Here is a 20717-nt window from a genome sequence, read left to right as displayed (position 1 = left end):
CCGACTCAGGCGGTCCGGCCGACCGGCGCCGGCGTCTCCCGCCACGAGGCGTACGCGGTCTCGAGGCGTTCGAGCTCGCCCAGCGTGCCGATGGCGGTGCGGTGCTCGGACCGCTCCGCGTAGTGGCGCACGACGGTGGCCAGGAAGACGGGGTCCACCGCCAGCCGTTGTGTCGGCACGTCGCACCGCTTCGGCTGCTCGCCGCCGGCCCGGTACAGCAGCCGCATCGACCTGCCCAGCGGCGGATGCGGGCCGCCGGGGACCAGATCGTCCCAGCCGATGTCCCGGCGCCGCACGGTGCCGCGGACGGTGATCCCGGCCGCGGTCAGGCGCACCAGCGGGCCCGGCAGCCAGACGCAGGCCAGCGCGAGCCCCGCCGACACGACGACCAGACCGACGAAGAGGGCGAGCAGCACCGGATCGCTCGGCAGGCCGACGCGGTCGGTGCCGTCGATCCGCTCGATCGGCAGCGCGTTCGCGCACGGCACCATCAGGGTCACGGCGGTGAAGCCCGTGAGCGCTGGCACCCGGGAGGCCACGAACGCCGACCCGTCCACCGGCTGCTGGAACGTCGCCGGTCGCCGCCGCAACTGGTGGCGGGACAGCCACAGGTAGACGGCGGCGGGCGCGAGGGAGGCGAGGAACGCCACCCCGAGGGCCAGGCCGGTGCCGAGCGCCGCCGACTCGACCCGCCAGAGGACGGGGATGAGCACGAACTTGTACGTCACGATCGAGGCCAGCGTCGTCAGCGCCACCACGGTGGCGGGGAACCGGCCGGTGAGCGACATGCCAGGAGCGTAGTCGCCGGGCAACGGCGCGCGGATCCGCCGGACGGGCCCCGCCACGTCCCGATCCGCGGGTGAAAACCCGGCGTCCCGCCCGAATCGCCGCGAGATCCCAACGTCACAGCGCCCGGCGGGTCCGGTCGGGCGCGTAGCGGGCCAGGGTCAGCTGTTCCAGCACGCTGATCAGCGTGTAGAGCAGGATCGACGCCACGGTCACGATCGTCACCGCGGCCCACATCCGGTCGAGCTCGAACGTCGTCACCGACTGCAGCATCAGGTAGCCGAGGCCGCGGCCGGTGGTGAGCCACTCGGCGAGCAGCGCGCCGACCAGCGCCAGGGGCGCGGCGACGCGCATCGCGGCGAAGAGCGCCGGCAGCGCCGACGGCACCTGCACCCGCAGCAGGGTGACGTACGGCGACGCGCCGTAGGCGTGCATGAGGTCCAGCGAGGAGGCCGGCACCGCCCGTAGGGCGAGGGAGACGTTCACCAGGACCGGGAAGAACGTGACGATGCCGGCGATCACCGTGATCGACAGCAGCCCACGGCCGAAGACCAGCGCGATCAGCGGGGTCATCGCGACCAGCGGCACCGCCCGCAGCGCCATGGCGATGGGCATGACGGTCTGCTCGAAGCTGCGCCACAGGGCGAACGCGAGCGCCGCGGCGACGGCCGCGGCCGTGCCCGCCAGCATGCCGATGACGGCGTCACGGGCGGTGATCCGGCTCGCCTCGGCCAGCAGCGCCCGCTCGGCGTCGTGCTGCGGGTCGATGAGGTAGCGCCACACGTCCAGCGGCCCGCGGGTGAGGAACGGGTCGAGGTCGAAGCCGCTGATCAGGCCCTGCCAGACGGCGCAGATCACGCCGACCGACAGCGCGGCGCTGCCGAGCCCGACCAGGACCCGTCGCAGTGCCCGGTTCATCGCTGCACCCGCGGCGCCCACGGGGTCAGCAGCGTGCCGACAAGTGCGGTGGCCCCGTAGGCGGCGCCGGACAGGGCGGTGGCGACGAGGGCGATGCCCCAGGTCCGTTCGACGGCCAGGCTCTGCTGCGAGTTGATCATCGCGACGCCGAGGCCGGACTCCGCACCCAGGTACTCGCCGATGATCGCGCCGAGCATCGCCGCCGGCGCCGCGATGCGCAGCCCGGCGAACATGCCGGGCAGGCTCGCGCGGAGCCGGACCCGCCACAGCTGGGTCCAGGAGCCGCCGCCGTACGCGCGGATGAGGTCGAGGCTGGTCCGGTCGGCGCTGCGCAGCCCGACCAGGGTGCCGACGAGCGTGGTGAAGATGACCGACAGCGCCGCCAGGATCACCTTCGGGGTGTCGTCGCTGAACAGCACGGCGAGGACGGGCCCGATCGCGATCACCGGCAGGCAGTAGCTGGCGAGGGCCAGTTGCAGCAGCGCCCGCTCGACCAGGGGGATCTGCACGAAGGCGACCGCGAGCACGACGGCGATGACGTTGCCGTACAGCCAGCCGGCGCCCGCCTCCCGCAGCGTCGTCACGATGTTGGGCCAGTAGAAGTCCAGGCCGTCGTCGACCAGCTGGGCCGCGACGGCGGTCGGCGGCGGCACGACCCCGGACGCCGCGAAGACCGTGTGACCGGCCAGTTCCCACCCCAGCAGCACCGCGAGCAGGCCGATCGTGCCGGGCAGCCACACCGCCGCGCGCCTCATGCGGTGGTACCGCCGAACAGCAGCGCACTGAGCTGGTCCTCCAGCTCGTGGAACCGCTGGGTGCGCAGCATCTGCGGGGTGCGGGGCCGGGGCAGGTCGATGTCGACCTGGGCCACGATGCGACCCGGGCGCGGGCTCATCACGGCGACGGTGTCGGCGAGGAACACCGCCTCGGTGATGGAGTGGGTGACCAGCAGCGTGGTGGTGGCGCGTTCGGTCCAGATCCGTTGCAGCTCCAGGTTGAGCCGCTGCCGGGTCATCTCGTCGAGCGCCCCGAACGGCTCGTCGAGCAGCAGGATCCGCGGCTCGACGACGAGGGCGCGGGCGATCGCGACCCGCTGCCGCATGCCGCCGGACAGCTGCGCGGGCCGGGCCTGCTCGAAGCCCTCCAGCCCGACCAGCTTGATCAGCTCCGCGACCGCCGCGTCGTCGACCTTGACCCCGCTGACCTGCAGCGGCAGCCGGATGTTGGCGGTGACCGACCGCCACGGCAGCAGCGCCGCGTCCTGGAACGCGATCCCCAGGTGGTGGTTGCGGCGGGTCTGCGACGGTGCCTCGCCGTGCACGAACGCCGTCCCGGAGGTCGGCTGCTCCAGGTCGGCGAGGATCCGCAGGATCGTGGACTTGCCGCAGCCGGACGGGCCGAGCAGCGCGACGAACGCCCCGGCCGGCGTGTCCAGGTCGACCCGGTCGAGCGCGGTGACGACCGACCGGCGGATCGTGAACTGCTTGGTGAGCTCCTTCAGCACGATCCCGCGGTCGGCCGGTCCCGCGTTCAGGAGGCCGCCTTGAGGCTGGGGTCGGCCTGGTAGACCTCCTTGAGGACGGACAGGTCGAACAGCTGGTCCTTGGCGATGGTGATCCCGCCCAGCGCGAGGGTCTTGATCGTCTCGTCGATGAGCTGGTCGGTGATGGTGAACAGCCCGTTGGCCTTGGTGTCGGCGGTCTGCACGACGGTGTTCTGCGCCGCGGACTCCAGGACCTGCTCCTCCTCGCTGAGCCCGAGGTCCTTGCCGTAGACGGTGGCGGCGAGCTTCGCCCCGAGCGCCGGGTCCTGGATCGACCTGGTCCAGCCCCGGATGTCGCCGATCAGCATGGCCTTGACCTTGTCGCGGTCCTTGGTGAGCGTGTCCTTGCGGACCACGTAGATCTCCGACACCATCGGGTAGCCGTGGTCGTTGAGCAGCATCACCGCGGTGTCGATGCCCTTGGTCTTGAGCAGGTTGGGCTCGTTGGTGAAGAACGAGAACCAGCCGTCGACCTCCTTCGTCACCAGCGGCTGCGGGTCGAACTGCGCCGGCACCTTCGTGATCTTGCTCGGGTCGAGGTTGTTGGCTTTCAGGAACGCGTTCCAGACCGGCTCGTTCGTCGCCTGCACGCCGATCTTCTTCCCGATCAGGTCCTGCGGGCTGTTGATCGGTTTGCTGGCCAGGCTCATGATGCAGAAGGGATTCTTCTGGTACTGCGCACCGATCGCGATCAGCGGTGCGCCCTTGAGGATGGCCGCGCTGGTGATGTCCGGTGAGGAGATCCCCACCAGGGCCTTGCCGGCGGTGACCACGGAGTCCTGGCTGACGTTCGGCCCGCCGGCCATGAGGTTGACCGAGCTGAACCCGGCCTCCTTGTAGTAGCCGTTGGTGTCGGCGATGTACGCCCCGGCGAACTCGACGTTCTTGATCCAGGACAGCTGGTAGTTGAGCTCGCCGAAGTTCCTGCCCCCGGACGCCGACGTGGCAGGCGCCTCGTCATCGTCCCCGCACGCCGCCATCACACTCGCCGCCGACCCGAGAACGGCGAGCCCAGCCGCCGCCCGCGCGCTCCGCCAGATGAACGCCCGTCGATCCATGCCCTGCCCCATCGTGATCTCCTCGTCGGAAGGTGGCCCGACGGTAGCCACCCGGTGTTTCACCGCTGTTGCTGGCACGTGAGCGCATTTGCCGACCTGACAGTCGCTATCGTCGGCGGCATGGAACGTCTGTCGCGCCCGGCCGGGATGCCACCGGTGAACGGGTACAGCCACGTCGTGCGGTTCTCCGGCGAGCTCGTCGCCGTGTCCGGACAGGTGCCGCAGATCGCCATCGAGATGCGCGGCAGGTCGTCCACCGAATAGGCGGATCACCCGCCGGCCGATCCCCGGCTACGCTGCCGCCATGTCACTGCGCTGGCGTGTCACCGCCACCTTCGTCGCCCTCGGCGGGCTCGCCGGATTCGTGGTGCAGAAGTTCGTGCTCCAGCCGCTGACCTTCCGGATCGAGCCGGTCTGGCTCAGCCTCGCGGCCGCCCTGCTGGCGCTCGGGCTCTTCGCGGCCGCGCCGTTCCTGCTGTTCCGGTGGCTGACCCGTGGGCTGCGCCCGCGCCCGGCGACGTTCGCCGTCACCGGGGGCGCTTTCGTCGCGCCGGTCTCGCCGGAGCACTTCGGGCTGCAGGCCATCGGGGCGGCGCTGGTCGCCGGCCAGCTCCTCCCGGTCGAGCGGATGCCGGACACCGACCGGGTCCGCCTGTCGACGCTCCCCGGCTTCGTCGAGATCGCGATGACCATGACGGTCGTGCTGATGGTGCTCGGGCTGGCGATACTGTGGCTGTCCCGGCCGGAGGTGACGCTGACCCCGGCGGGCATCACGCTCCGGCAGTTGCCGCGCAGCCGGACCGTCGCCTGGGACGACCTGCTCCCGGGCGGCCCGCACACGCCGACGGGCCAGACGATGCGGCTGCTGCGGCGGACCCCGGCCGGCCGCCCGAAACGGCTCGCCGTCCTGGTCGGCCGCTCCCACATCGACCGTGCCTTCCTCTCCTCGGTGATCCGCCACTATGTGGAGCGCCCCGAGCACCGCGCCGACATCGGCACCCCGGAGGAGCTCGACCGCCTCGAGGCCGCCTACAGCGCGTGGCGGGCGTCGGTCGCGCCGGCCGGGCAGCGGTGACGCCGAGGCGGCGCAGGCCGGCCGCCGGTCCGGCCTCGACCATGGGCAGGCACGGCTGCCGGTGCCGGGGCCGCGTCCCCCGCTGAGCCGGGATGGCGGGTCCCTCCGGTCAGGGCTGCGCGGGGTGGGCGGTTTCGGCGTAGCGGGGGAGCTGGCCGCCGCCGTCGACCAGCAGGCTCGAGCCGGTCAGGTACGTGGCGAGCGGGGAGGCCAGCAGCAGCACCGCGTCGGCGATGTCGGCGGGGGTGGCCATGCGGCCCATCGGGACGGTGGCGGCCACGGCGGCGAGGGCGGCCTCGTCGCCGTAGTGGGCGGCGTTGTCGTCGGTGCGGACCACGCCGGCGGTGACGGTGTTGACGCGGACCTTCGGCGCCCACTCCAGGGCGAGGGCGCGGGTCAGCGTTTCGAGGCCGGCCTTGGCCGCGGCGTATGCGGCGGTTCCGGGAGCCGGGCGGAACGCCGACACGCTGCCGATGTTGACGATGAGCCCACCGGACGGCTGGGCCTGCATGACGGCGTTCGCGGCCTGGGCGACGAAGAACGGGGCGAGCAGGTTGAGCCGGACGACCGACGTGACGAGGTTCGGCGAGGCGGTCGCGGCCGGCACCGCGGGCGAGCCCCCGGCGTTGTTGACGACCAGGTCCAGGCGGCCGAACAGGGAGACCGCCGTCGAGACCAGCGAAGCGGCTTCGGCGGGCTCCCGCACGTCGGCCGCCGCGAAGGAAACCCCGGCCGGCAGGTCGGACGGCTGCCGGCGGCCGCAGACCAGGACCCGGTAGCCGGCGCCGGCGAGCCGGACGGCGATCTCGCGGCCGATGCCCCGCGTGCCGCCGGTGACGATCGCACCCAGCGGCCCGGACGGTTCAGAGGCGTTCGATGATGGTGACATTCGCCGTGCCTCCGCCCTCGCACATGGTCTGCAGCCCGTACCGGCCGCCGGTGTCCTCCAGGGTGTGCAGCAGCGTCGTCATCAGCCGGGCGCCGGTCGCGCCGAGCGGGTGGCCGAGTGCGACCGCGCCGCCCTTGACGTTGATCTTCTCCGAGGGGCAGCCGGTCTCGCGCTGCCAGGACAGGACCACCGGGACGAACGCCTCGTTGATCTCGACGAGGTCGATGTCGTCGATGGTGAGGCCGCTGCGGCGCAGCGCGTGGGCGGTGGCCGGGATCGGGCCGGTGAGCATGTAGACGGGGTCGTCGGCGCGGACGCTGATGTGGTGGATGCGGGCGCGGGGGCGCAGGCCGTGGGTGTGCAGCGCCTGTGCGGAGGCGACGAGCAGGGCGGCGGCGCCGTCGGAGATCTGGCTGGCGAGGGCCGCGGTGACCACCCCGCCGGGCGTGAGTGTCTTCAGGCCCGCCATCTTCTCCAGGGAGGTGTCGGCGCGCGGGCCCTCGTCGGTGGTCACGTCGCCGAGCGGGGCGATCTCCCGCTCGAAGGAGGCGGCCAGGGCCTTGCGGTGGCTGTCCAGGGCATACGCCTCCATCTCCTCGCGGGTGAGGGACCACTTGGCGGCGATGAGCTCGGCGGCGCGGAACTGGCTGATCTCCTGGTCGCCGTAGCGGGCCTGCCAGCCGGTGGAGCCGCGGAACGGGTCGTCGAAGCCGTATGCCTGGCCGGCCAGCATCGCCGCGGAGATGGGGATGGCGCTCATGTTCTGCACGCCGCCGGCGACGACGAGGTCGGCGGTGCCGGACATGACCGCCTGGGCGGCGAAGTGCAGCGCCTGCTGGGAGGAGCCGCACTGCCGGTCGACGGTGACGCCGGGGACGGCCTCGGGCAGGCCGGCGGCGAGCCATGAGGTGCGGGCGATGTTGCCGGCCTGCGGGCCGATCGCGTCGACGCAGCCGAAGACGACGTCGTCGACGGCCTCCGGGTCGACGCCGCTGCGGTCCATGAGCGCGGTGAGCACGTGCGCGCCGAGGTCGGCTGGGTGCACGCCGGCGAGGCCGCCACCCCGCCGGCCGACCGGGGTGCGGACCGCTTCGACCAGGTAAGCCTCCGTCATGATGAGCACCTTACCAAGCGAGCGCTTGGTTGGTAAGGTGCGTGGCATGGAACCGTTGCGTGCCCGGACACTGCCGGATCTGGTGCGGGCCGGCGCCGAGCACCACCGCGACCGCGAGGCGATCGTCGACGGTCCCGTCCGGCTCACCTACGCCGGGCTGGCCGAGGAGGTCGCACGGTTCGCCGGGGCCCTTGCCGTCAGGGGTGTCGGCAAGGGCGACCGGGTCGCGCTGTGGGCGCCGAACTCGTGGCGCTGGATCGTCGCCGCGCTCGGTGTCGTCACCGCCGGCGGGGTGCTCGTGCCGCTCAACACCCGCTTCAAGGGGGCGGAGGCCGGCTACATCCTGGCCCGCAGCGGCGCGCGGATGCTGCTGGTGGATGACGGCTTCCTCGGCAACCGCTACGTCGACTCCCTCGACAGGTCTGAGATACCCGAATTATCGGAAATCGTACCGTTCGACGCGTGGGACGCGTTCGTCGGCCGTACCGGCGACGTCACCGCGACCGTGGAGCCCGACGACCTGTCGGACCTCTTCTTCACCTCCGGCACGACGGGCCGGCCCAAGGGCGCCATGCTCACGCACCGGCAGAGCACCGAGGTCTACGTCGCCTGGAGCGAGCTCGCCGACCTCCGCGCCGGCGACCGGTATCTGCTGGTCAACCCGTGCTTCCACACCTTCGGCTACAAGGCCGGAGTCATCGCCTGCCTGCTGCGCGGCGCCACCATCGTGCCGCTGCCCGTCCTTGACGTCGCCGAGTCGCTGCGGCTCATCGAGCGGGAGCGGATCACCGTGCTGCCGGGTCCGCCCACGCTGTACACGACGATGCTCGACCATCCGGACCGGCACGGGCACGACCTGTCGAGCCTGCGGGTCGCCGTCACCGGCGCCACCACGGTCCCGGTCGTGATGATCGAACGGCTCCGGGAGGAGCTCAAGCTCGCCACCGTGCTCACCGCCTACGGGCTGACCGAGTCGTGCGGCACCGCCACCATGTGCCGCCCCGACGACGACCCCGTCACCGTGTCCACCACGTGCGGCGGCGCGATCGACGGGGTCGAGGTCGCCGTCGACCCGGCCAGCGGCGAGGTCCTCGTCCGCGGGTACAACGTGATGCGCGGCTACTGGCAGGACCCGGCGTCGACCGCCGACGCGATCGACGCCGACGGCTGGCTGCACACCGGCGACATCGGGGTCCTCGACGAGCGCGGCTACCTGCGGATCACCGACCGGCTGAAGGACATGTTCATCGTCGGCGGGTTCAACGCCTACCCGGCCGAGATCGAGCAGACCCTCGCCCGGCACGACGGCGTCGCCGAGGTCGCGGTCATCGGCGTCCCCGACGACCGTCTCGGCGAGGTGGCCCGCGCCTACGTCGTGCCGCGGGCCGGCCTCGCGCTGTCGGAGCGGGACCTCGCCCTGTACTGCAAGGAACGGCTCGCCAACTACAAGGTGCCGCGGTCCTTCGTGTTCCTGGAAGCGTTGCCGCGCAACGCCAGCGGCAAGGTGCTCAAGACGACCCTGCGCGGAGAGGCCTGAAGCATGGACACCGTCATCGTGACCGGCGGCGCGAGCGGCATCGGCGCCGCGATCGTCCGCCTCGCCGCCGCGCAGGGCCTCCGCCCGGTCGTCTGGGACCTCACTGCGACCGAGGGCGGGCTCGTCGTCGACGTCCGCGACCCCGACGCCGTCGCGGGCGCCCTCGAGGCGAGCGGCCCGGCGCGGTACCTCGTCAACAACGCCGGACCGGCCAGCGGCGGCGCCGCCCTCGAATTCGGCGCCGGACTCCTCGCGACCGCCGGCAGCGTCGAGGCCGTCACCGGCGCGTGGCTGCGCACCGGACCACCCGAGGGCGCCGCCGTCGTCAACGTCGCGTCCGTCGCCGGCAACCTCGTCGGCACCGACTCCGCGTGGTACTCCGCGGGCAAGGCCGCCATCGCCGGGTACACCCGCCACCTCGCCACCCGCATCGCACCCGCGGTCCGGGCCAACGCCGTCGCCCCCGGCTTCATCGACACCCCGCGCATGGCCGGGTTCGGCGACACGCCGCTCGGCCGGGACCTCATCGCCCGCAACCCGATGCGCCGCGCCGGACGCCCCGAGGACGTCGCCGCGGCCGTGCTGTTCCTGCTCTCCCCGTCCGCCGCCTACATCAACGGCGTCCTGCTGCCGGTCGACGGCGGCTGGACCGTCGCCCAGTAAAGGGACCGTCACCCAGTAAGGGGTCAACATGCCCGAAGCCGTCATCGTCTCGGCGGTGCGCTCGCCGATCGGCCGCGCCTACAAGGGTTCCCTCGCCGGTGTGCGCGCCGACGACCTCGCCGCACAGATCGTGCGCCTCGCCCTCGACCGCGTCCCGGCGCTGGACCCACGCACCCTCGACGACCTGATGCTCGGCTGCGCCCAGCCGGCCGGCGAACAGGGATACAACCTCGGCCGGCAGGTCGCCATGCAGCTCGGCTACGACACGCTGCCCGGCACCACCGTCAACCGGTACTGCGCCTCGTCGCTGCAGGCGATCCGCATGGCGTTCCACGCGATCAGGGCGGGGGAGGGGCACGCGTTCGTCGCCGCCGGCGTCGAGGTCGTCTCCCACTACCCGGCCGGCAAGGCCGACGGCATGCCGGACACCCGCAACCCCCGGTTCGACGGTGTCACGGGAACCCGGCCCTGGTCTGACCCGCGCGAGCGTGGCGAGGTGCCCGACGTGTACATCGCCATGGGCGACACCGCGGAGAACGTCGCCGAACTGTGCGGGATCACCCGCCTGGAGCAGGACGAATTCGCCGTCCGCAGCCAGAACAACGCGGAGAAGGCGCTCGCCGACGGATTCTGGGACCGCGACATCACGCCCGTGACGCTCCCCGACGGCACGGTCGTGCGCGCCGACGACGGCCCGCGCTCCGGCGTCACCCTGGCGAAGGTGTCGGCGCTGCAGCCGGCGTTCCGCCCCGACGGCACCGTCACCGCCGGCAACTGCTGCCCGCTCAACGACGGCGCCGCCGCCCTCGTCGTGCTCAGCTCCACCAGGGCCGCCGAGCTCGGCCTGACCCCGCTCGCCAGGATCGTCAGCACCGGCGTGTCCGCGCTCAGCCCCGAGATCATGGGCCTCGGCCCGGTCGAGGCGAGCCGCCGCGCCCTCGCGCACGCCGGTCTGGGCATCGGCGACATCGACCTGGTCGAGATCAACGAGGCGTTCGCCGCTCAGGTGATCCCGGCGTACCGCCAGATCGGCGCCCCCTTGGACCGGGTGAACGTGCACGGCGGCGCGATCGCGGTCGGGCACCCGTTCGGCATGACCGGCGCCCGGATCGCGACCACCCTGCTCAACGGTCTCGTGCACCGCGACGCGCAGTTCGGCCTGGAGACCATGTGCACCGCCGGCGGGCAGGGGATGGCGATGATCATCGAGCGGCTCGCCTGATGGGAGCCCTGGACGGCAAGGCGGTCGTCGTCACCGGTGCCGGGCGTGGGCTCGGCGCGGCGTACGCGAGACTCGCGGCGGCCGAGGGCGCGGCGGTGGTCGTCAACGACGTCGACGCCGACCTCGCCTCGTCGGTGGCGGCGGAGATCACCGCCTCCGGCGGCCGCGCGCTCGCGGTCGCCGGCACGATCGGCACCTGGGATGGCGCCGGCGCGCTCGTGTCGCGCTGCGTCGAGGTGTACGGCGCGATCGACGGCCTCGTGAACAACGCCGGCATCTTCCGCCTCGCCCACCCGTCGGCGCAGGACCCCGACGAGTTCCGGGCCGTCGTCGAGGTGAACCTGCTGGGCACCGCGTACTGCGGCCTGCACGCGATCCGGGCGATGCTCGCCCAGGGCGGCGGATCGGTGGTGAACGTGACGTCCGGCGCGCACGCCGGCTCGGCCGCGATGGGCGCCTACGGCGCCAGCAAGGGCGGCGTCGCCTCCCTCACCTACTGCTGGGCGGCGGACCTGACCGGCACCGGCGTGCGCGTCAACGCCGTCTCCCCGAACGCGCACACCCGGATGGCCGACACGTTCGAGGCGTACCTCGGCGAGGCCGCCCAGGGCCAGAACGTCCACAAAACCCCGTCGCAGAACGCACCGGCGGTGATCTACCTGCTGTCCGACGCCGCGGCCGCCCTGCACGGCCAGATCGTCCGCATCGACGGCGACGAACTGTCGATGATCGCCCACCCCGTCGTCCAGGGCGCCGGCGCCCACGACCCCGGCTGGACGGTCGACAAGGTCGCGGCGGCCTTCGAAGCCGGCGCCGTCGGCCCGATCAGCCCCGTCGGCCTGCACCGCGCCTGATCCGCGCACCTCGCGGTCGGGTGAGCGCGCGTCACAGCCCGGTATGGACGAAAGGAGCCCAGATACCGGGGTCGTTCGGCTTCTCCTGGCGGAGCCTGCGGATGGTCGTGTGCAGCGCGGCAGCGGCCAGACCGGCGTCGAGCGTGCCGTCGCTGCGGAGCATCTCGCGGTAGACGCGTTCGGCGATCAGCGGCGCGTAGTCGTCCTGAATGGTCCAGAGCGTCGCAATGACGTGCCGCCAGCCGGTGTGCTGCAGCGCGCTCGCGACGGTGATGACCTCGTCCGGGTTGAGGGTGCCGCCGACGGCGGTCATGCACGCCGACAGGAACGCGAATTCACCGCCGCCGTGTCGGAGCCTGGTGAGATCGATGACGCTGACCATGCCTGCGCTCTGCCAGTCCCAGGGCACCAGCCCGCCGATGCCGGGCAGGCCCGGGCGCTGGATTCCGTGGCAGGCGCCGTGCAGCCAGCGGTGCCTGCCGAGCGCCGACAGAATGCTGTCCCGCCCGGCCTGGTCACCTTCGAGCAGGGTGTACGACGGCAGCATGCGCACCAGAAAGTCACGTTCGATCTCGACGTTGGGCAGGCGCCGCTGGCCGGGAGTGTCCGGCAGTGCGATCACCAGCATCGACTGCGGCGCGGTGGTGTCCGGCTGTACCCGGATGTGCCGCAGCGCTCGGAGGGTCGTGGTGTACGAGGAGACCACCCGCTCGTGCACGTTGTCCGTCCCCGCTCCGGCCTCGCCCGCCGCGTGCAGCGGCAACAAGGTCAACGGCCCGGTCGGGCACCACCACACCCTCGGCCAGGCGCTGCCGTCCGGCGGCGTCGCGGTGTGTCCGAGCCGGTCCAGGACCGGTCTGGCAACGGTCCGCCAGAGCCACTCGAGGGTGTCCTGCACGGTGGCGTTGAGTCCAAGTGAGGACCTGCTGTTCTGCAGCGCCCGCAGGTAGCGGTTGGCTACCGCGTAGACCTCCTCCAGGGTGAGGTCGCCCTGACCGGTCTGGTCCATGAGGGGCAGCGCGGTCACGCCCTCGTCGGTGACGATCAAGGCATCGCAGCGCCATCGACTGACATTGACGATCACGGTCGGTCCGTGGCCGCGTCCGGGAAGGAGCCCGGCGGCGGGCACCGGCATGAGAAAACGCTGTGGTTCCGGAAACATCTCACTGGCGGGGAGGTTGCGGATCTCGACGAGAAGGTCGTCGAACCGCTGGGCCGCGTGCAGCCGCGCCGCCATCGCCGTCGGCGACTCCGCCGACACGCCCCGCTCGTACGGGCCGGGAGCATCCAGGATGTTCCGGCACTCCACGAGCTCGGCGGCGAGTTGCGGGGCGACGCCCGCAAGGCCACCCAGGTCCGCGCGCAGGTCCAGCAGCTGTGCCCAGTACAGCCCACGGCCCTGTTCGAGCAGCTCGACGGCCTTCTCGGGCTCACCCGCGGCGATCGCCGCCGCGGCGGCGTCGCAGGCCAGGTGACGAACGTGCGTTCGCAGCAGGTGTTCGACGTCAGGATGCTCGCTGCCGCGCCAGGTCAGCAACGGCAGGAGGTCGATCGTCGTGGCGAACTGGGGCAGCGCCGCCGCGATCCCGTGCCGCAGGGCCCTGGTCCGCGCCAGTTCGTAGGCGATCGCTATCCGGCGGAATGCCGGCGCGGCGGCGTTGTCCTGCGCCGCTGTCCGCAGCCGCTCCGCCTCATCGATGTCCGCTTCCGCTCCCGCCGCCTCGAACCTGGCTTCCAGGGCGGCCGCGAGATTGCTCAATGCGGCCGGACGATCAGGATCATCCGTGGTCATGGCATCCGCGGATGCCCGCAGGGCGCCGACCGCTTCGTCCAGATCCTCCGCCTGACCGGTCGTGCGGTATCGCGTGAGGAGGCCGATGCCGAGTGCGCTGTGAAAGTCTTCGCGGGTCCTGTCCCCGGTGCCGGCGATCGCCTGCCGGGCGACGCCGATGCATTCGTCGACGTCCGCCATAGCCGCGGACCGGGAAAACCGCTCGATCAATGCGCGGGCAAGCGCGAGCTTGTCGTGCGCCCCCGACGCCTCCCGCCGGAGCCTGATGGCCTCGTCCAGGTCGGCGGCGGTCTCGAACCGGTCGTAACGGGCCTGGAGGGCGGAGGCGAGATTGGACCGGAGGACCGGCCACGCGGGAGACTCAGGGGAGGCCTTCGCGAAGGCGGCACGCACGATGCGGACGGATTCGTGCAGATCGGCCGTCCCGCCGAACTCCTCGAACCGCTTCCGTAACGCCACCGCCAGGGTGGCCATCCGTCCTGGCAGTTCCGGCGCGTCCTCCGGGGTGGCGGTGACCGCCTCCCGCGCCGCCTGCACGGCATCGCGCAGATCGTCAGGACGCCTGTGCCGCTCGAAGCGCTTCTGCAACAGTACGGCCAGGTTGTCCTGACCGGCGGGATCCGGCGGTTCCCCGGCGGGCGTGGAAGCCACCGCCGAACGCGCGTAGCTGACGGCGTCCTCCAGGTCCGCCGCCCGGCCCGACAGTTCATATCGTGTGCGCAGGCAGCGGGCGAGTGTGTGCCGCAGGTGCATCAGGAGCAGCGCATCGTCGGGTGCGACGCTCATCGCTTCGCGGGCGGTCCGTATCGCATTGTCGAGATCGGTGGGCCGATTCGAGACACCGAACCTCGTTTCCCATGCGGTAGCGAGGTCGCTGAGCAGATAGGAAGCGTCCGGCGGCGTCGCGGCGACGGCCTCCTCGGCCAGCCGGATGGCCTCGTCCAGTGCGCCGATCTGCGGAGCGCTCCCCAGCCGCCGGAACAGGGGGCGGGCGAGCAGGCGTTTCGCGAATGCCCGGACGGCCGGCTCGGCTGAGGTGGTGGCGACTGTCCGGAGCAGGTCGATGGCCTCGTCCGCCGAGGTGGTGTCATCGCGGTGCAGCCGGGCCCTTCTCAGCAGCAGCTCCGCCAGGACCGTCTGCTTCGTCGCGCGGTCCTGGCTGCCCTCCGGTGCCAGTGAAAGCAGGTCGCGGGCCAGGTCGACGAGTTCCGTCAGGTCCGCGTGGTCCTCCGTCGCCGCGGACCTGACGGAGATCGCATTGAAGAGGCCGGCGAGGACCTGTCCCCGGTACCGGTGGTCGGCAGGAGTGCAGCGCGCCGCGGCGCGGCTCGACGCAACCGCCTCGTCGAGATCGGCGATGTCCGCCGTCCGGCGATATCGGGTCAGCAGCGAGATGCCCAAGGTGTTCCACGGAGCGGGGTTTTCGACGTCCTTGCGGGTGGCCTCCCGGCCCGCGCTGATCGCATCGTCCAGGTCGACGACCTCGCCCGAGCGGTGAAACCGTGTCTCCAGCGCGGCCGCAAGAGTGGTGAGGATCTGGGCACTCAGTGCGGGCTGGTCGATGTGCCGCGACAGCGCCTCGCGCGCGACCTGGATGGCGAGATCCAGGTCGGCCTCGTTCGAATCCCTGGCGGATCGCTCCTTCAACGCCGACGCCAGCATGGCCGCCGCGAGGTCGTGCACCACACGGTCCGGGACCACTGCCGCGAGGACGGTTTCCAGGCCGGCGATGGCCTCGTCCAGGCGGGCCCAGTCGCCGGCAGCCATGATCTGCGACGCCAGGTGCAACGGGCGCGCGGGGTCAGGATCCGCTGTGCCCGCCGGGGGGCCGAGCCGGTCCCGCACATCCGGCGGCACCAGGTCCGGCCTGACCTGGTCCACCAATGCGAACAACCGCACGGACCGGTCGAATTCATGGTCCTTCTCCGCCGCCGGCAGCGCTCGACAACGGTAGTAGTGCAGAACGGCGGCGACATGTATCGCGGCGAGCTCATGTTCGGTTCCGGCGCATTGATCCAACAAGGTCGTGGCTTCGTCGAGCGCTCGGGGATCCAGGATTTCGCCGGCGTCTCCGTGCTGGAATGCGCGAAGTCGACGGGTCAGCGCGTCGAACAGGTCCTGCAGCGACATCGGGACTGATCTCCTCCTGGCGTGGGAGGTATAGCCTGGACCGGCGACCATGACAGCATTGACGCTTACGTCAGGTTCCGGACAGTTCGCAGCGCCGGGAGGGACATGATGGCGATCGACGATCGAGAATTGACCGCAGCGCTGTGCCGCGACCTGCCGGCCGCGCTCGAGGATCTGGTGGGCGACCCGCGACGTCGGCAGCGACTCGAGTCCGCACTGGCTGACATCCGGGCGGGGGAGCCGACCGCGCACAGCCTGGCGGCGCACGGTCTTCCTGAGTCCGCCTTCGGTCCGGCCCGCACGTGGAGTCCGGGCATGCTGCCCAGCGGCTTCGCCGAGGAAATTCCGGCGGGCAGCACGGTCTATCGCTGCCCTGCCGCACGACAGGCCCGGCGATGCGCGTTGCGGAAGACCCGTGATCCGGCGACGGGCGTGGTCCCGTATTGCAACGTGCACGAGGCGTTCATGGTGGTAATTCCGGTGGCAGACGACGGTTCAGCGTCGAACAATCATGGTTGAGCTCATCGGCTCACTCGGCCAGCGAATGTCGCAGCGCTGGCTCACGGGGGTGTTCGTTCCTGGTCTGCTGTATTGCTGCTTCTGCGGCTGGCTCGCGGTCGGACCGTCCGATCCTTTGCATCTCTCGCAAGGAATTCGCGACGTCAACGACTGGTGGCAGGGACTCCCGCAAGGCCCTGTGACGATCCCGCTGGTCGCTGTCCTGGCCGTTGTGCTTTCGGTGATGTTCGGCTACGCCGCCGAGGCGCTGGGACACGAGGGTATTCACAGACTCTGGGTCGCTCGTGGGCCTTCCCGGTGGCGGGCATATCGCCGGCGGCGCGGTCAGGATCCGGCGTCGGATTCCTCATACCAGGTCCCTGACCGGGCCACCAGTGTGGGCGATGCGTTCCGACTGGTCGGCGTTCGAGTCTACGCGGAATACCGCCTGCCCGTTACGGATGTCTGGCCGAGGATCTGGCTCATCGCCAGCCCCGAGACGCGGGCGCTGGTCACGTCTGCGGCCGCTCGGTATTACGCCGACACGGTGCTGGCGGCCTGGGGCATCGCCTACCTGCTGTGGGCATTGCACTGGTGGCCGGCCGGTCCGATCGGCTTGATCGTGGCCGCGGTCGCCTACCTGCGTGCCCGAAGCAGTGCCGCGGCGTTGGCGGCTGTCGTCGAGGCCGTCGTCGACACGAATCTCGGCGAACTCGCGAAGAGCCTGCGAGTGGACTTCCACGGCCCCAGGCCGGCGCCGGAAACCGCGGCGTTGATCCGGGACATTCTGACAAAGGGAAGCGCTCGGACATAGGGGTGCCGGGTGCGGCCCGACGAACTCCTGCCCGACACACCTGGCCGAGCGGGAAGGCCGGACCGGGAACCGTCCGACCCGCCCGCTCCGCCCCCGTCACCAGGCCGAGTCAGGCACAGGCCGGCTCAGCAAGGAGCCGCGATGAGCAGCGCGGTGACGACCGTCGCTGCCCTTGCCGACGCCCACCCCATGGAATCTCCCGTGATTTCGTTTCCGACGATTCGCCCACGATGCGCGAGGATGCATGCGGGAACGTTGTGACAACCTTGAATCGGGCGGGCGAGGTGGCGTTGAAGTTCCGGTTGCTCGGCGGCGTCGAGGCGATCGACGGGGTGGCGCCGCTCGACGTCGGCCCCGCGCGCCAGCGCGGCGTGCTGGCGGCGCTGATGGTCGACGCCGGCCGGGTCGTGCCGACCGAGGACCTCGTCGAGCGGGTGTGGGGGGCGGCCAGGCCCCGGCGGGCGCGGCCGACGCTGTACAGCTACCTGTCGCGCCTGCGCGGGGTCCTCGGCGCCGGGGCGGCACTGCGCCGGCGCGCGGGTGGCTACCTGCTGGCGGCCGAGCCTGAGGCCGTGGACCTGCACCGGTTCCGGCTGCTGTGCGCCCGGGCCCGCACCGCGCCCGGCGACGAGGCCGCCGCGGGCCTGTTCGGCGAGGCGCTGGAGCTGTGGCGGGGCACGGCGTTCGGCGACCTCGACACCCCGTACTTCAACCTGCAGCGCGAGGCCGCCGACCGGGACCGGCACGCCGCCGCGCTGGACCACGGCGACGTCCTGCTGCGGCTGGGCCGCCACGGTGCGCTGCTGGGCGAGCTGTTCGCCCGCGCCGAGGCGCATCCGCTCGATGAGCGGGTCACCGGTCAGCTGATGCTCGCGTTGTACCGCGGCGGCCGCTCCGCCGACGCGCTGGCGCGCTACCGGCTGACCTGGGAACGGCTGCGGGAGGACGTGGGCGGCGAGCCCGGCGCGCCGCTGCGACGCCTGCACCGGCGCATTCTCGCCGGCGACCCGACCCTGGCCGATATCGGGACCGGCGACCCGACTCTTGCCGGCGCCGGGACCGGCGGCCTGACCCCGGCCGACATCGGGACCGGCGACCCGACTCTTGCCGGCGCCGGGACCGGCGACCCCGCCCTCGCCGGCCCCGGCCACCCCGACCCGGTTGCCGCCGGTGGTCCCGGGCCGGCCGCCGGCGGCGGACCTTGGCAGGTGCCCCGGCAGTTGCCGGCGCCCCCGGCCGTGTTCGTCGGCCGGCAGCGGGAGCTGGCCGAGGTCGACCGCGTCGCCGCCGCGGGCGCCGCGATGGCGGTCGTGACGATCGGCGGCACCGGCGGCATCGGCAAGACCACCCTCGCGCTGCACTGGGCGCACCGCGACATCGCCCGGTTCCCCGACGGGCAGCTGTACGTGGACCTGCGTGGCTTCGACCCCGCCGACGACCCGGTGCCGGCATCCGTCGCGCTGCGTGGCTTCCTGGAAGCACTCGGCGTCGCGCCGTCGGAGATCCCGGCGGACCTGGCGGGCCGGTCGGCGCTGTACCGCAGCGTCGTCGCCGGCCGCAGGATGCTCGTGCTGCTCGACAACGCCCGCACCTCCGCGCAGGTCGAGCCGCTGCTGCCGGGCAGCCCGGCCTGCACGGTCCTGGTCACCGGCCGGCGGCAGCTCGCCGGCCTCGTCACGTCGGCGGGCGCCCGGCCGCTGACGCTGGAGGCGTTGCCCAGCGCGGAGGGCCGGGAGCTGCTCGTGCACCACCTCGGGACGAGCCGGGCCGCGCAGGAGCCGGAGGCCGCCGCGGCGCTCGTCGCGCACTGCGCGGGACTGCCGCTGGCCACCAGCATCATCGCGGCGCGGGCCAGGATCCAGTCCGGGCTGACGCTCGCCGCCCTGGCGGAGGAGCTCGACGACCGCTCCGCGCGGCTGGACGCGCTCGACGCCGGCGACCTCAACGCCGACCTGCGAGCGGTGTTCGCCGCGTCGTACCGGGCCCTGGAGCCGCCCCTCGCAGCCGCGTTCGGGCTGCTGGGCGCCGCGCCCGGGCCGGACATCGGGCTGGGGGCCGCGGCGGAGCTGATCGGGCAGCCCGCCGGCCGGACGCGCGCCGCGCTGCGCCGGCTGACCGCCGCGTACCTGCTGCAGGAGCACACGCCCGGCCGGTTCCACATGCACGACCTCGTGCACCTGTACGCCGCCGAGTGCTGCGCCGCCGACCAGCCCGACGGCACCGCCAGGCTCGCCCGCGCCCGGCTCGCCACGCACTACACCGACGACGCCATCGCCGCCGACCGGGTGCTGGCGCCGCAACGCACGCCGATCGTGGCGAGCCCGGGTGCGCCGGTGAAGGACGCGATGGCCTGGTTCGCGGCCGAGCACGACTGCCTGCTGGCCATCCAGCGGGCGGCGGCGGAGGACGGCCTGCACGCCGAGGTGTGGCGGCTCGCGTGGGCCCTCGACACCTACCAGTGGCGGCGGGCACTGCTCGCGGAGCGGGTCGCCATGCTGGAGACCGCGCTGCCCGCGACCGGGGCGCATCCGGGTGCCGCCGCGCTCAACCACCGGCTGCTGGGCCGCGCGTACGTGCCGCTCGGACGGCACGACAGGGCGCTGCACCACCTGCATCTGGCCGTCGCCGGGTACGAGACGGCCGCCGACCCCGACGGCCAGGCGCAGACGCAGCTCAACCTCGCCCTCGCCTGGGAGCACGCCGGCGACGACCGGCAGGCCCTGACCCACGCGGAGGCGAACCTGCGCATCCGGGCCACCCTCGCCGGCCCGGCGCGCGAGGCCGAGGCGCTCAACGCCGTCGGCTGGTATCACGCCCGGGTCGGGCAGCACGAAGACGCCGACGGGTACTGCCGCCGCGCGCTGGCCATCTGCCGCGCGCACGGCTTCCTGGAGACCGAGGCGTACACCCGCGACAGCCTCGGCTACATCGCCCGCCACCGGGGGCGGCCCGCGGAGGCGCTGCGCCACTACGGCGGCGCCCTGGAACTGCGCCGGATGCTCGGCGACACCTACGAGGAGGGCGACACGCTCACCCACCTCGGCGAGGTGTACGTGGCACTGGGCCGCCCCAAGGACGCCGCCACCGCATGGCTGGCGGCCCTGGCGCTGTTCGAGTCGCAGGGGCGCACCCGCGAGGCGGCAGCTGTCAGGCGGCGGCAGGCGGAGGGCGGGACACCGCGCTGAGGCACAGCGGCGGGCGGCCCGCGTCAGCGTCAGGCGGCGGGCTTGGCGAGGCCGTCCAGGAACAGTGACGTGCAGTCCTCCGCCAGACGGGTGATCGGATACGCCGCGGTCGGCTTGAACCAGCGGACCGACAGCCAGACGGCGTCACGCATCAGCCGGTAGAGGATCTTCGGGTCGAGGTCGTCGCGGATGACGCCCTCGGCGATGCCCGCCTCGATGACCGACAGCCAGGTCTGCTGGACCTCCTTGCCGGCGGTGCGCAGGTATCCGAACCGTTCGATCTGGGTCAGGTAGTTGACGTCGTTCTGGTAGATCTCGGTGGCGTGCGGATGCGCCTCGACGACCTCGAGCGACGCCACGATGAGGTCGTGCAGCCGGGTCCGCGGGTGGCTCTCGCCGTCCAGCACGCGCTTGTACCGCGTCCGCAGGTCTTCCAGGTAGGAGGTCACGATCTCGTCGACCATGGCTTCCTTGGACTCGAAGTGGTGATACAGGCTGCCGGACAGGATGCCCGCCTCGTCGGCGATCTCCCGCACGGTCGTGGCCGACACACCCTTGCGCGCGAACAGCGCCGCGGCGCTGGCGAGAATCCGCTCGCGTCGATCCCCAGGCTCTCGGGCCATTCCGTACTTCCTCACC

At 72.4% G+C, this 20717-nt stretch carries 18 protein-coding genes; 9 read left to right on the top strand and 9 right to left on the bottom strand.

Features of this window, described 5'->3' with window-relative positions:
* Nucleotides 1-5: 5 nt before the first annotated feature.
* The 5 genes from ABZS58_RS28545 to ABZS58_RS28525 form a co-directional block, all read right to left on the bottom strand.
* Nucleotides 6-788, bottom strand: coding sequence for a hypothetical protein (locus ABZS58_RS28545; RefSeq protein WP_354786300.1), 783 nt, complete (start codon nt 786-788; stop codon nt 6-8).
* Nucleotides 789-903: 115 nt separating this feature from the next.
* Nucleotides 904-1704 (bottom strand): ABC transporter permease subunit, encoded by an 801-nt coding sequence (locus ABZS58_RS28540; protein WP_354786299.1) that lies wholly within the window; start codon nt 1702-1704, stop codon nt 904-906.
* The gene (locus ABZS58_RS28535; protein WP_354786298.1) at nt 1701-2459 is read right to left on the bottom strand and encodes an ABC transporter permease subunit; all 759 of its coding nucleotides are present in this window, start codon (nt 2457-2459) and stop codon (nt 1701-1703) included. The genes ABZS58_RS28540 and ABZS58_RS28535 overlap by 4 nt, the downstream gene beginning before the upstream one ends.
* A complete protein-coding gene (locus ABZS58_RS28530; RefSeq protein WP_354786297.1) occupies nt 2456-3208 on the bottom strand; it encodes an ABC transporter ATP-binding protein in 753 nt (250 codons plus the stop codon). The genes ABZS58_RS28535 and ABZS58_RS28530 overlap by 4 nt, the downstream gene beginning before the upstream one ends.
* A gap of 26 nt (nt 3209-3234) precedes the next feature.
* Nucleotides 3235-4317 carry an ABC transporter substrate-binding protein gene (locus tag ABZS58_RS28525; RefSeq protein WP_354786296.1) on the bottom strand — a complete coding sequence of 361 codons (1083 nt, stop codon included), beginning with the start codon at nt 4315-4317 and terminating at the stop codon, nt 3235-3237.
* Between the two features lie 108 nt (nt 4318-4425).
* On the opposite strand from ABZS58_RS28525, the gene ABZS58_RS28520 reads away from it, so the two are divergent.
* Together ABZS58_RS28520 and ABZS58_RS28515 are read left to right on the top strand one after the other, a co-directional pair.
* Nucleotides 4426-4569: a hypothetical protein gene (locus tag ABZS58_RS28520; RefSeq protein ID WP_354786295.1), complete on the top strand. Its 144-nt coding sequence runs from the start codon at nt 4426-4428 to the stop codon at nt 4567-4569.
* A 40-nt stretch (nt 4570-4609) separates the two neighbouring features.
* Complete coding sequence (locus tag ABZS58_RS28515) at nt 4610-5380, top strand: hypothetical protein (protein ID WP_354786294.1); 771 nt, start codon at nt 4610-4612, stop codon at nt 5378-5380.
* A gap of 109 nt (nt 5381-5489) precedes the next feature.
* On the opposite strand, the gene ABZS58_RS28510 is transcribed toward ABZS58_RS28515, so the two are convergent.
* Together ABZS58_RS28510 and ABZS58_RS28505 are read right to left on the bottom strand one after the other, a co-directional pair.
* Complete coding sequence (locus ABZS58_RS28510) at nt 5490-6269, bottom strand: SDR family oxidoreductase (protein ID WP_354786293.1); 780 nt, start codon at nt 6267-6269, stop codon at nt 5490-5492.
* Complete coding sequence (locus tag ABZS58_RS28505; protein WP_354786292.1) at nt 6244-7383, bottom strand: acetyl-CoA C-acetyltransferase; 1140 nt, start codon at nt 7381-7383, stop codon at nt 6244-6246. The genes ABZS58_RS28510 and ABZS58_RS28505 overlap by 26 nt, the downstream gene beginning before the upstream one ends.
* Nucleotides 7384-7429: 46 nt before the next feature.
* Here ABZS58_RS28505 and ABZS58_RS28500 point away from each other — a divergent pair, with 46 nt between their 5' ends.
* From ABZS58_RS28500 to ABZS58_RS28485, 4 genes are read left to right on the top strand one after another with little or no spacing between them, the layout of a single operon-like run.
* Nucleotides 7430-8920, top strand: a complete 1491-nt coding sequence (locus ABZS58_RS28500) for a FadD3 family acyl-CoA ligase (protein ID WP_354786291.1) — start codon at nt 7430-7432, stop codon at nt 8918-8920.
* A gap of 3 nt (nt 8921-8923) precedes the next feature.
* Nucleotides 8924-9583 (top strand): SDR family oxidoreductase, encoded by a 660-nt coding sequence (locus tag ABZS58_RS28495; RefSeq protein WP_354786290.1) that lies wholly within the window; start codon nt 8924-8926, stop codon nt 9581-9583.
* Nucleotides 9584-9611: 28 nt separating this feature from the next.
* On the top strand, nt 9612-10805 hold the full coding sequence (locus tag ABZS58_RS28490) for an acetyl-CoA C-acetyltransferase (protein ID WP_354786289.1): 1194 nt from the start codon (nt 9612-9614) through the stop codon (nt 10803-10805).
* The gene (locus ABZS58_RS28485; protein WP_354786288.1) at nt 10805-11659 is read left to right on the top strand and encodes an SDR family oxidoreductase; all 855 of its coding nucleotides are present in this window, start codon (nt 10805-10807) and stop codon (nt 11657-11659) included. The genes ABZS58_RS28490 and ABZS58_RS28485 overlap by 1 nt, the downstream gene beginning before the upstream one ends.
* A 31-nt stretch (nt 11660-11690) precedes the next feature.
* Here the strand turns inward: ABZS58_RS28485 and ABZS58_RS28480 are convergent, their stop codons facing one another.
* Nucleotides 11691-15581, bottom strand: coding sequence for a CHAT domain-containing protein (locus ABZS58_RS28480; protein WP_354786287.1), 3891 nt, complete (start codon nt 15579-15581; stop codon nt 11691-11693).
* Nucleotides 15582-15686: 105 nt separating this feature from the next.
* On the opposite strand from ABZS58_RS28480, the gene ABZS58_RS28475 reads away from it, so the two are divergent.
* From ABZS58_RS28475 to ABZS58_RS28465, 3 genes are all read left to right on the top strand, one after another.
* The gene (locus tag ABZS58_RS28475) at nt 15687-16100 is read left to right on the top strand and encodes a hypothetical protein (RefSeq protein WP_354786286.1); all 414 of its coding nucleotides are present in this window, start codon (nt 15687-15689) and stop codon (nt 16098-16100) included.
* On the top strand, nt 16093-16893 hold the full coding sequence (locus ABZS58_RS28470) for a hypothetical protein (RefSeq protein ID WP_354786285.1): 801 nt from the start codon (nt 16093-16095) through the stop codon (nt 16891-16893). Before ABZS58_RS28475 ends, ABZS58_RS28470 begins: the two co-directional genes overlap by 8 nt.
* Nucleotides 16894-17183: 290 nt before the next feature.
* On the top strand, nt 17184-20078 hold the full coding sequence (locus tag ABZS58_RS28465; protein WP_354786284.1) for a BTAD domain-containing putative transcriptional regulator: 2895 nt from the start codon (nt 17184-17186) through the stop codon (nt 20076-20078).
* Nucleotides 20079-20107: 29 nt separating this feature from the next.
* Here ABZS58_RS28465 and ABZS58_RS28460 read toward each other — a convergent pair whose 3' ends face one another.
* Nucleotides 20108-20701, bottom strand: a complete 594-nt coding sequence (locus ABZS58_RS28460; protein ID WP_354786283.1) for a TetR/AcrR family transcriptional regulator — start codon at nt 20699-20701, stop codon at nt 20108-20110.
* Nucleotides 20702-20717: the final 16 nt, after the last annotated feature.

This window comes from Dactylosporangium sp. NPDC005555 (assembly GCF_040605635.1).
Classification (GTDB): Bacteria; Actinomycetota; Actinomycetes; order Mycobacteriales; family Micromonosporaceae; genus Dactylosporangium.
The sequence above is the reverse complement of the archived record's forward strand: the minus strand, read 5'-3'. Positions and strand labels throughout refer to the sequence as shown.

What these genes read in the sequence shown, in the direction of transcription:
- ABZS58_RS28545 (WP_354786300.1), bottom strand. Translation starts at nt 788, where the DNA reads ATGTCGCTCACCGGCCGGTTCCCCGCCACCGTGGTGGCGCTGACGACG.
- ABZS58_RS28540 (WP_354786299.1), bottom strand. Translation starts at nt 1,704, where the DNA reads ATGAACCGGGCACTGCGACGGGTCCTGGTCGGGCTCGGCAGCGCCGCG.
- ABZS58_RS28535 (WP_354786298.1), bottom strand. Translation starts at nt 2,459, where the DNA reads ATGAGGCGCGCGGCGGTGTGGCTGCCCGGCACGATCGGCCTGCTCGCG.
- ABZS58_RS28525 (WP_354786296.1), bottom strand. Translation starts at nt 4,317, where the DNA reads ATGGGGCAGGGCATGGATCGACGGGCGTTCATCTGGCGGAGCGCGCGG.
- ABZS58_RS28520 (WP_354786295.1), top strand. Translation starts at nt 4,426, where the DNA reads ATGGAACGTCTGTCGCGCCCGGCCGGGATGCCACCGGTGAACGGGTAC.
- ABZS58_RS28515 (WP_354786294.1), top strand. Translation starts at nt 4,610, where the DNA reads ATGTCACTGCGCTGGCGTGTCACCGCCACCTTCGTCGCCCTCGGCGGG.
- ABZS58_RS28510 (WP_354786293.1), bottom strand. Translation starts at nt 6,269, where the DNA reads ATGTCACCATCATCGAACGCCTCTGAACCGTCCGGGCCGCTGGGTGCG.
- ABZS58_RS28505 (WP_354786292.1), bottom strand. Translation starts at nt 7,383, where the DNA reads ATGACGGAGGCTTACCTGGTCGAAGCGGTCCGCACCCCGGTCGGCCGG.
- ABZS58_RS28500 (WP_354786291.1), top strand. Translation starts at nt 7,430, where the DNA reads ATGGAACCGTTGCGTGCCCGGACACTGCCGGATCTGGTGCGGGCCGGC.
- ABZS58_RS28495 (WP_354786290.1), top strand. Translation starts at nt 8,924, where the DNA reads ATGGACACCGTCATCGTGACCGGCGGCGCGAGCGGCATCGGCGCCGCG.
- ABZS58_RS28490 (WP_354786289.1), top strand. Translation starts at nt 9,612, where the DNA reads ATGCCCGAAGCCGTCATCGTCTCGGCGGTGCGCTCGCCGATCGGCCGC.
- ABZS58_RS28485 (WP_354786288.1), top strand. Translation starts at nt 10,805, where the DNA reads ATGGGAGCCCTGGACGGCAAGGCGGTCGTCGTCACCGGTGCCGGGCGT.
- ABZS58_RS28480 (WP_354786287.1), bottom strand. Translation starts at nt 15,581, where the DNA reads ATGTCGCTGCAGGACCTGTTCGACGCGCTGACCCGTCGACTTCGCGCA.
- ABZS58_RS28475 (WP_354786286.1), top strand. Translation starts at nt 15,687, where the DNA reads ATGATGGCGATCGACGATCGAGAATTGACCGCAGCGCTGTGCCGCGAC.
- ABZS58_RS28470 (WP_354786285.1), top strand. Translation starts at nt 16,093, where the DNA reads ATGGTTGAGCTCATCGGCTCACTCGGCCAGCGAATGTCGCAGCGCTGG.
- ABZS58_RS28460 (WP_354786283.1), bottom strand. Translation starts at nt 20,701, where the DNA reads ATGGCCCGAGAGCCTGGGGATCGACGCGAGCGGATTCTCGCCAGCGCC.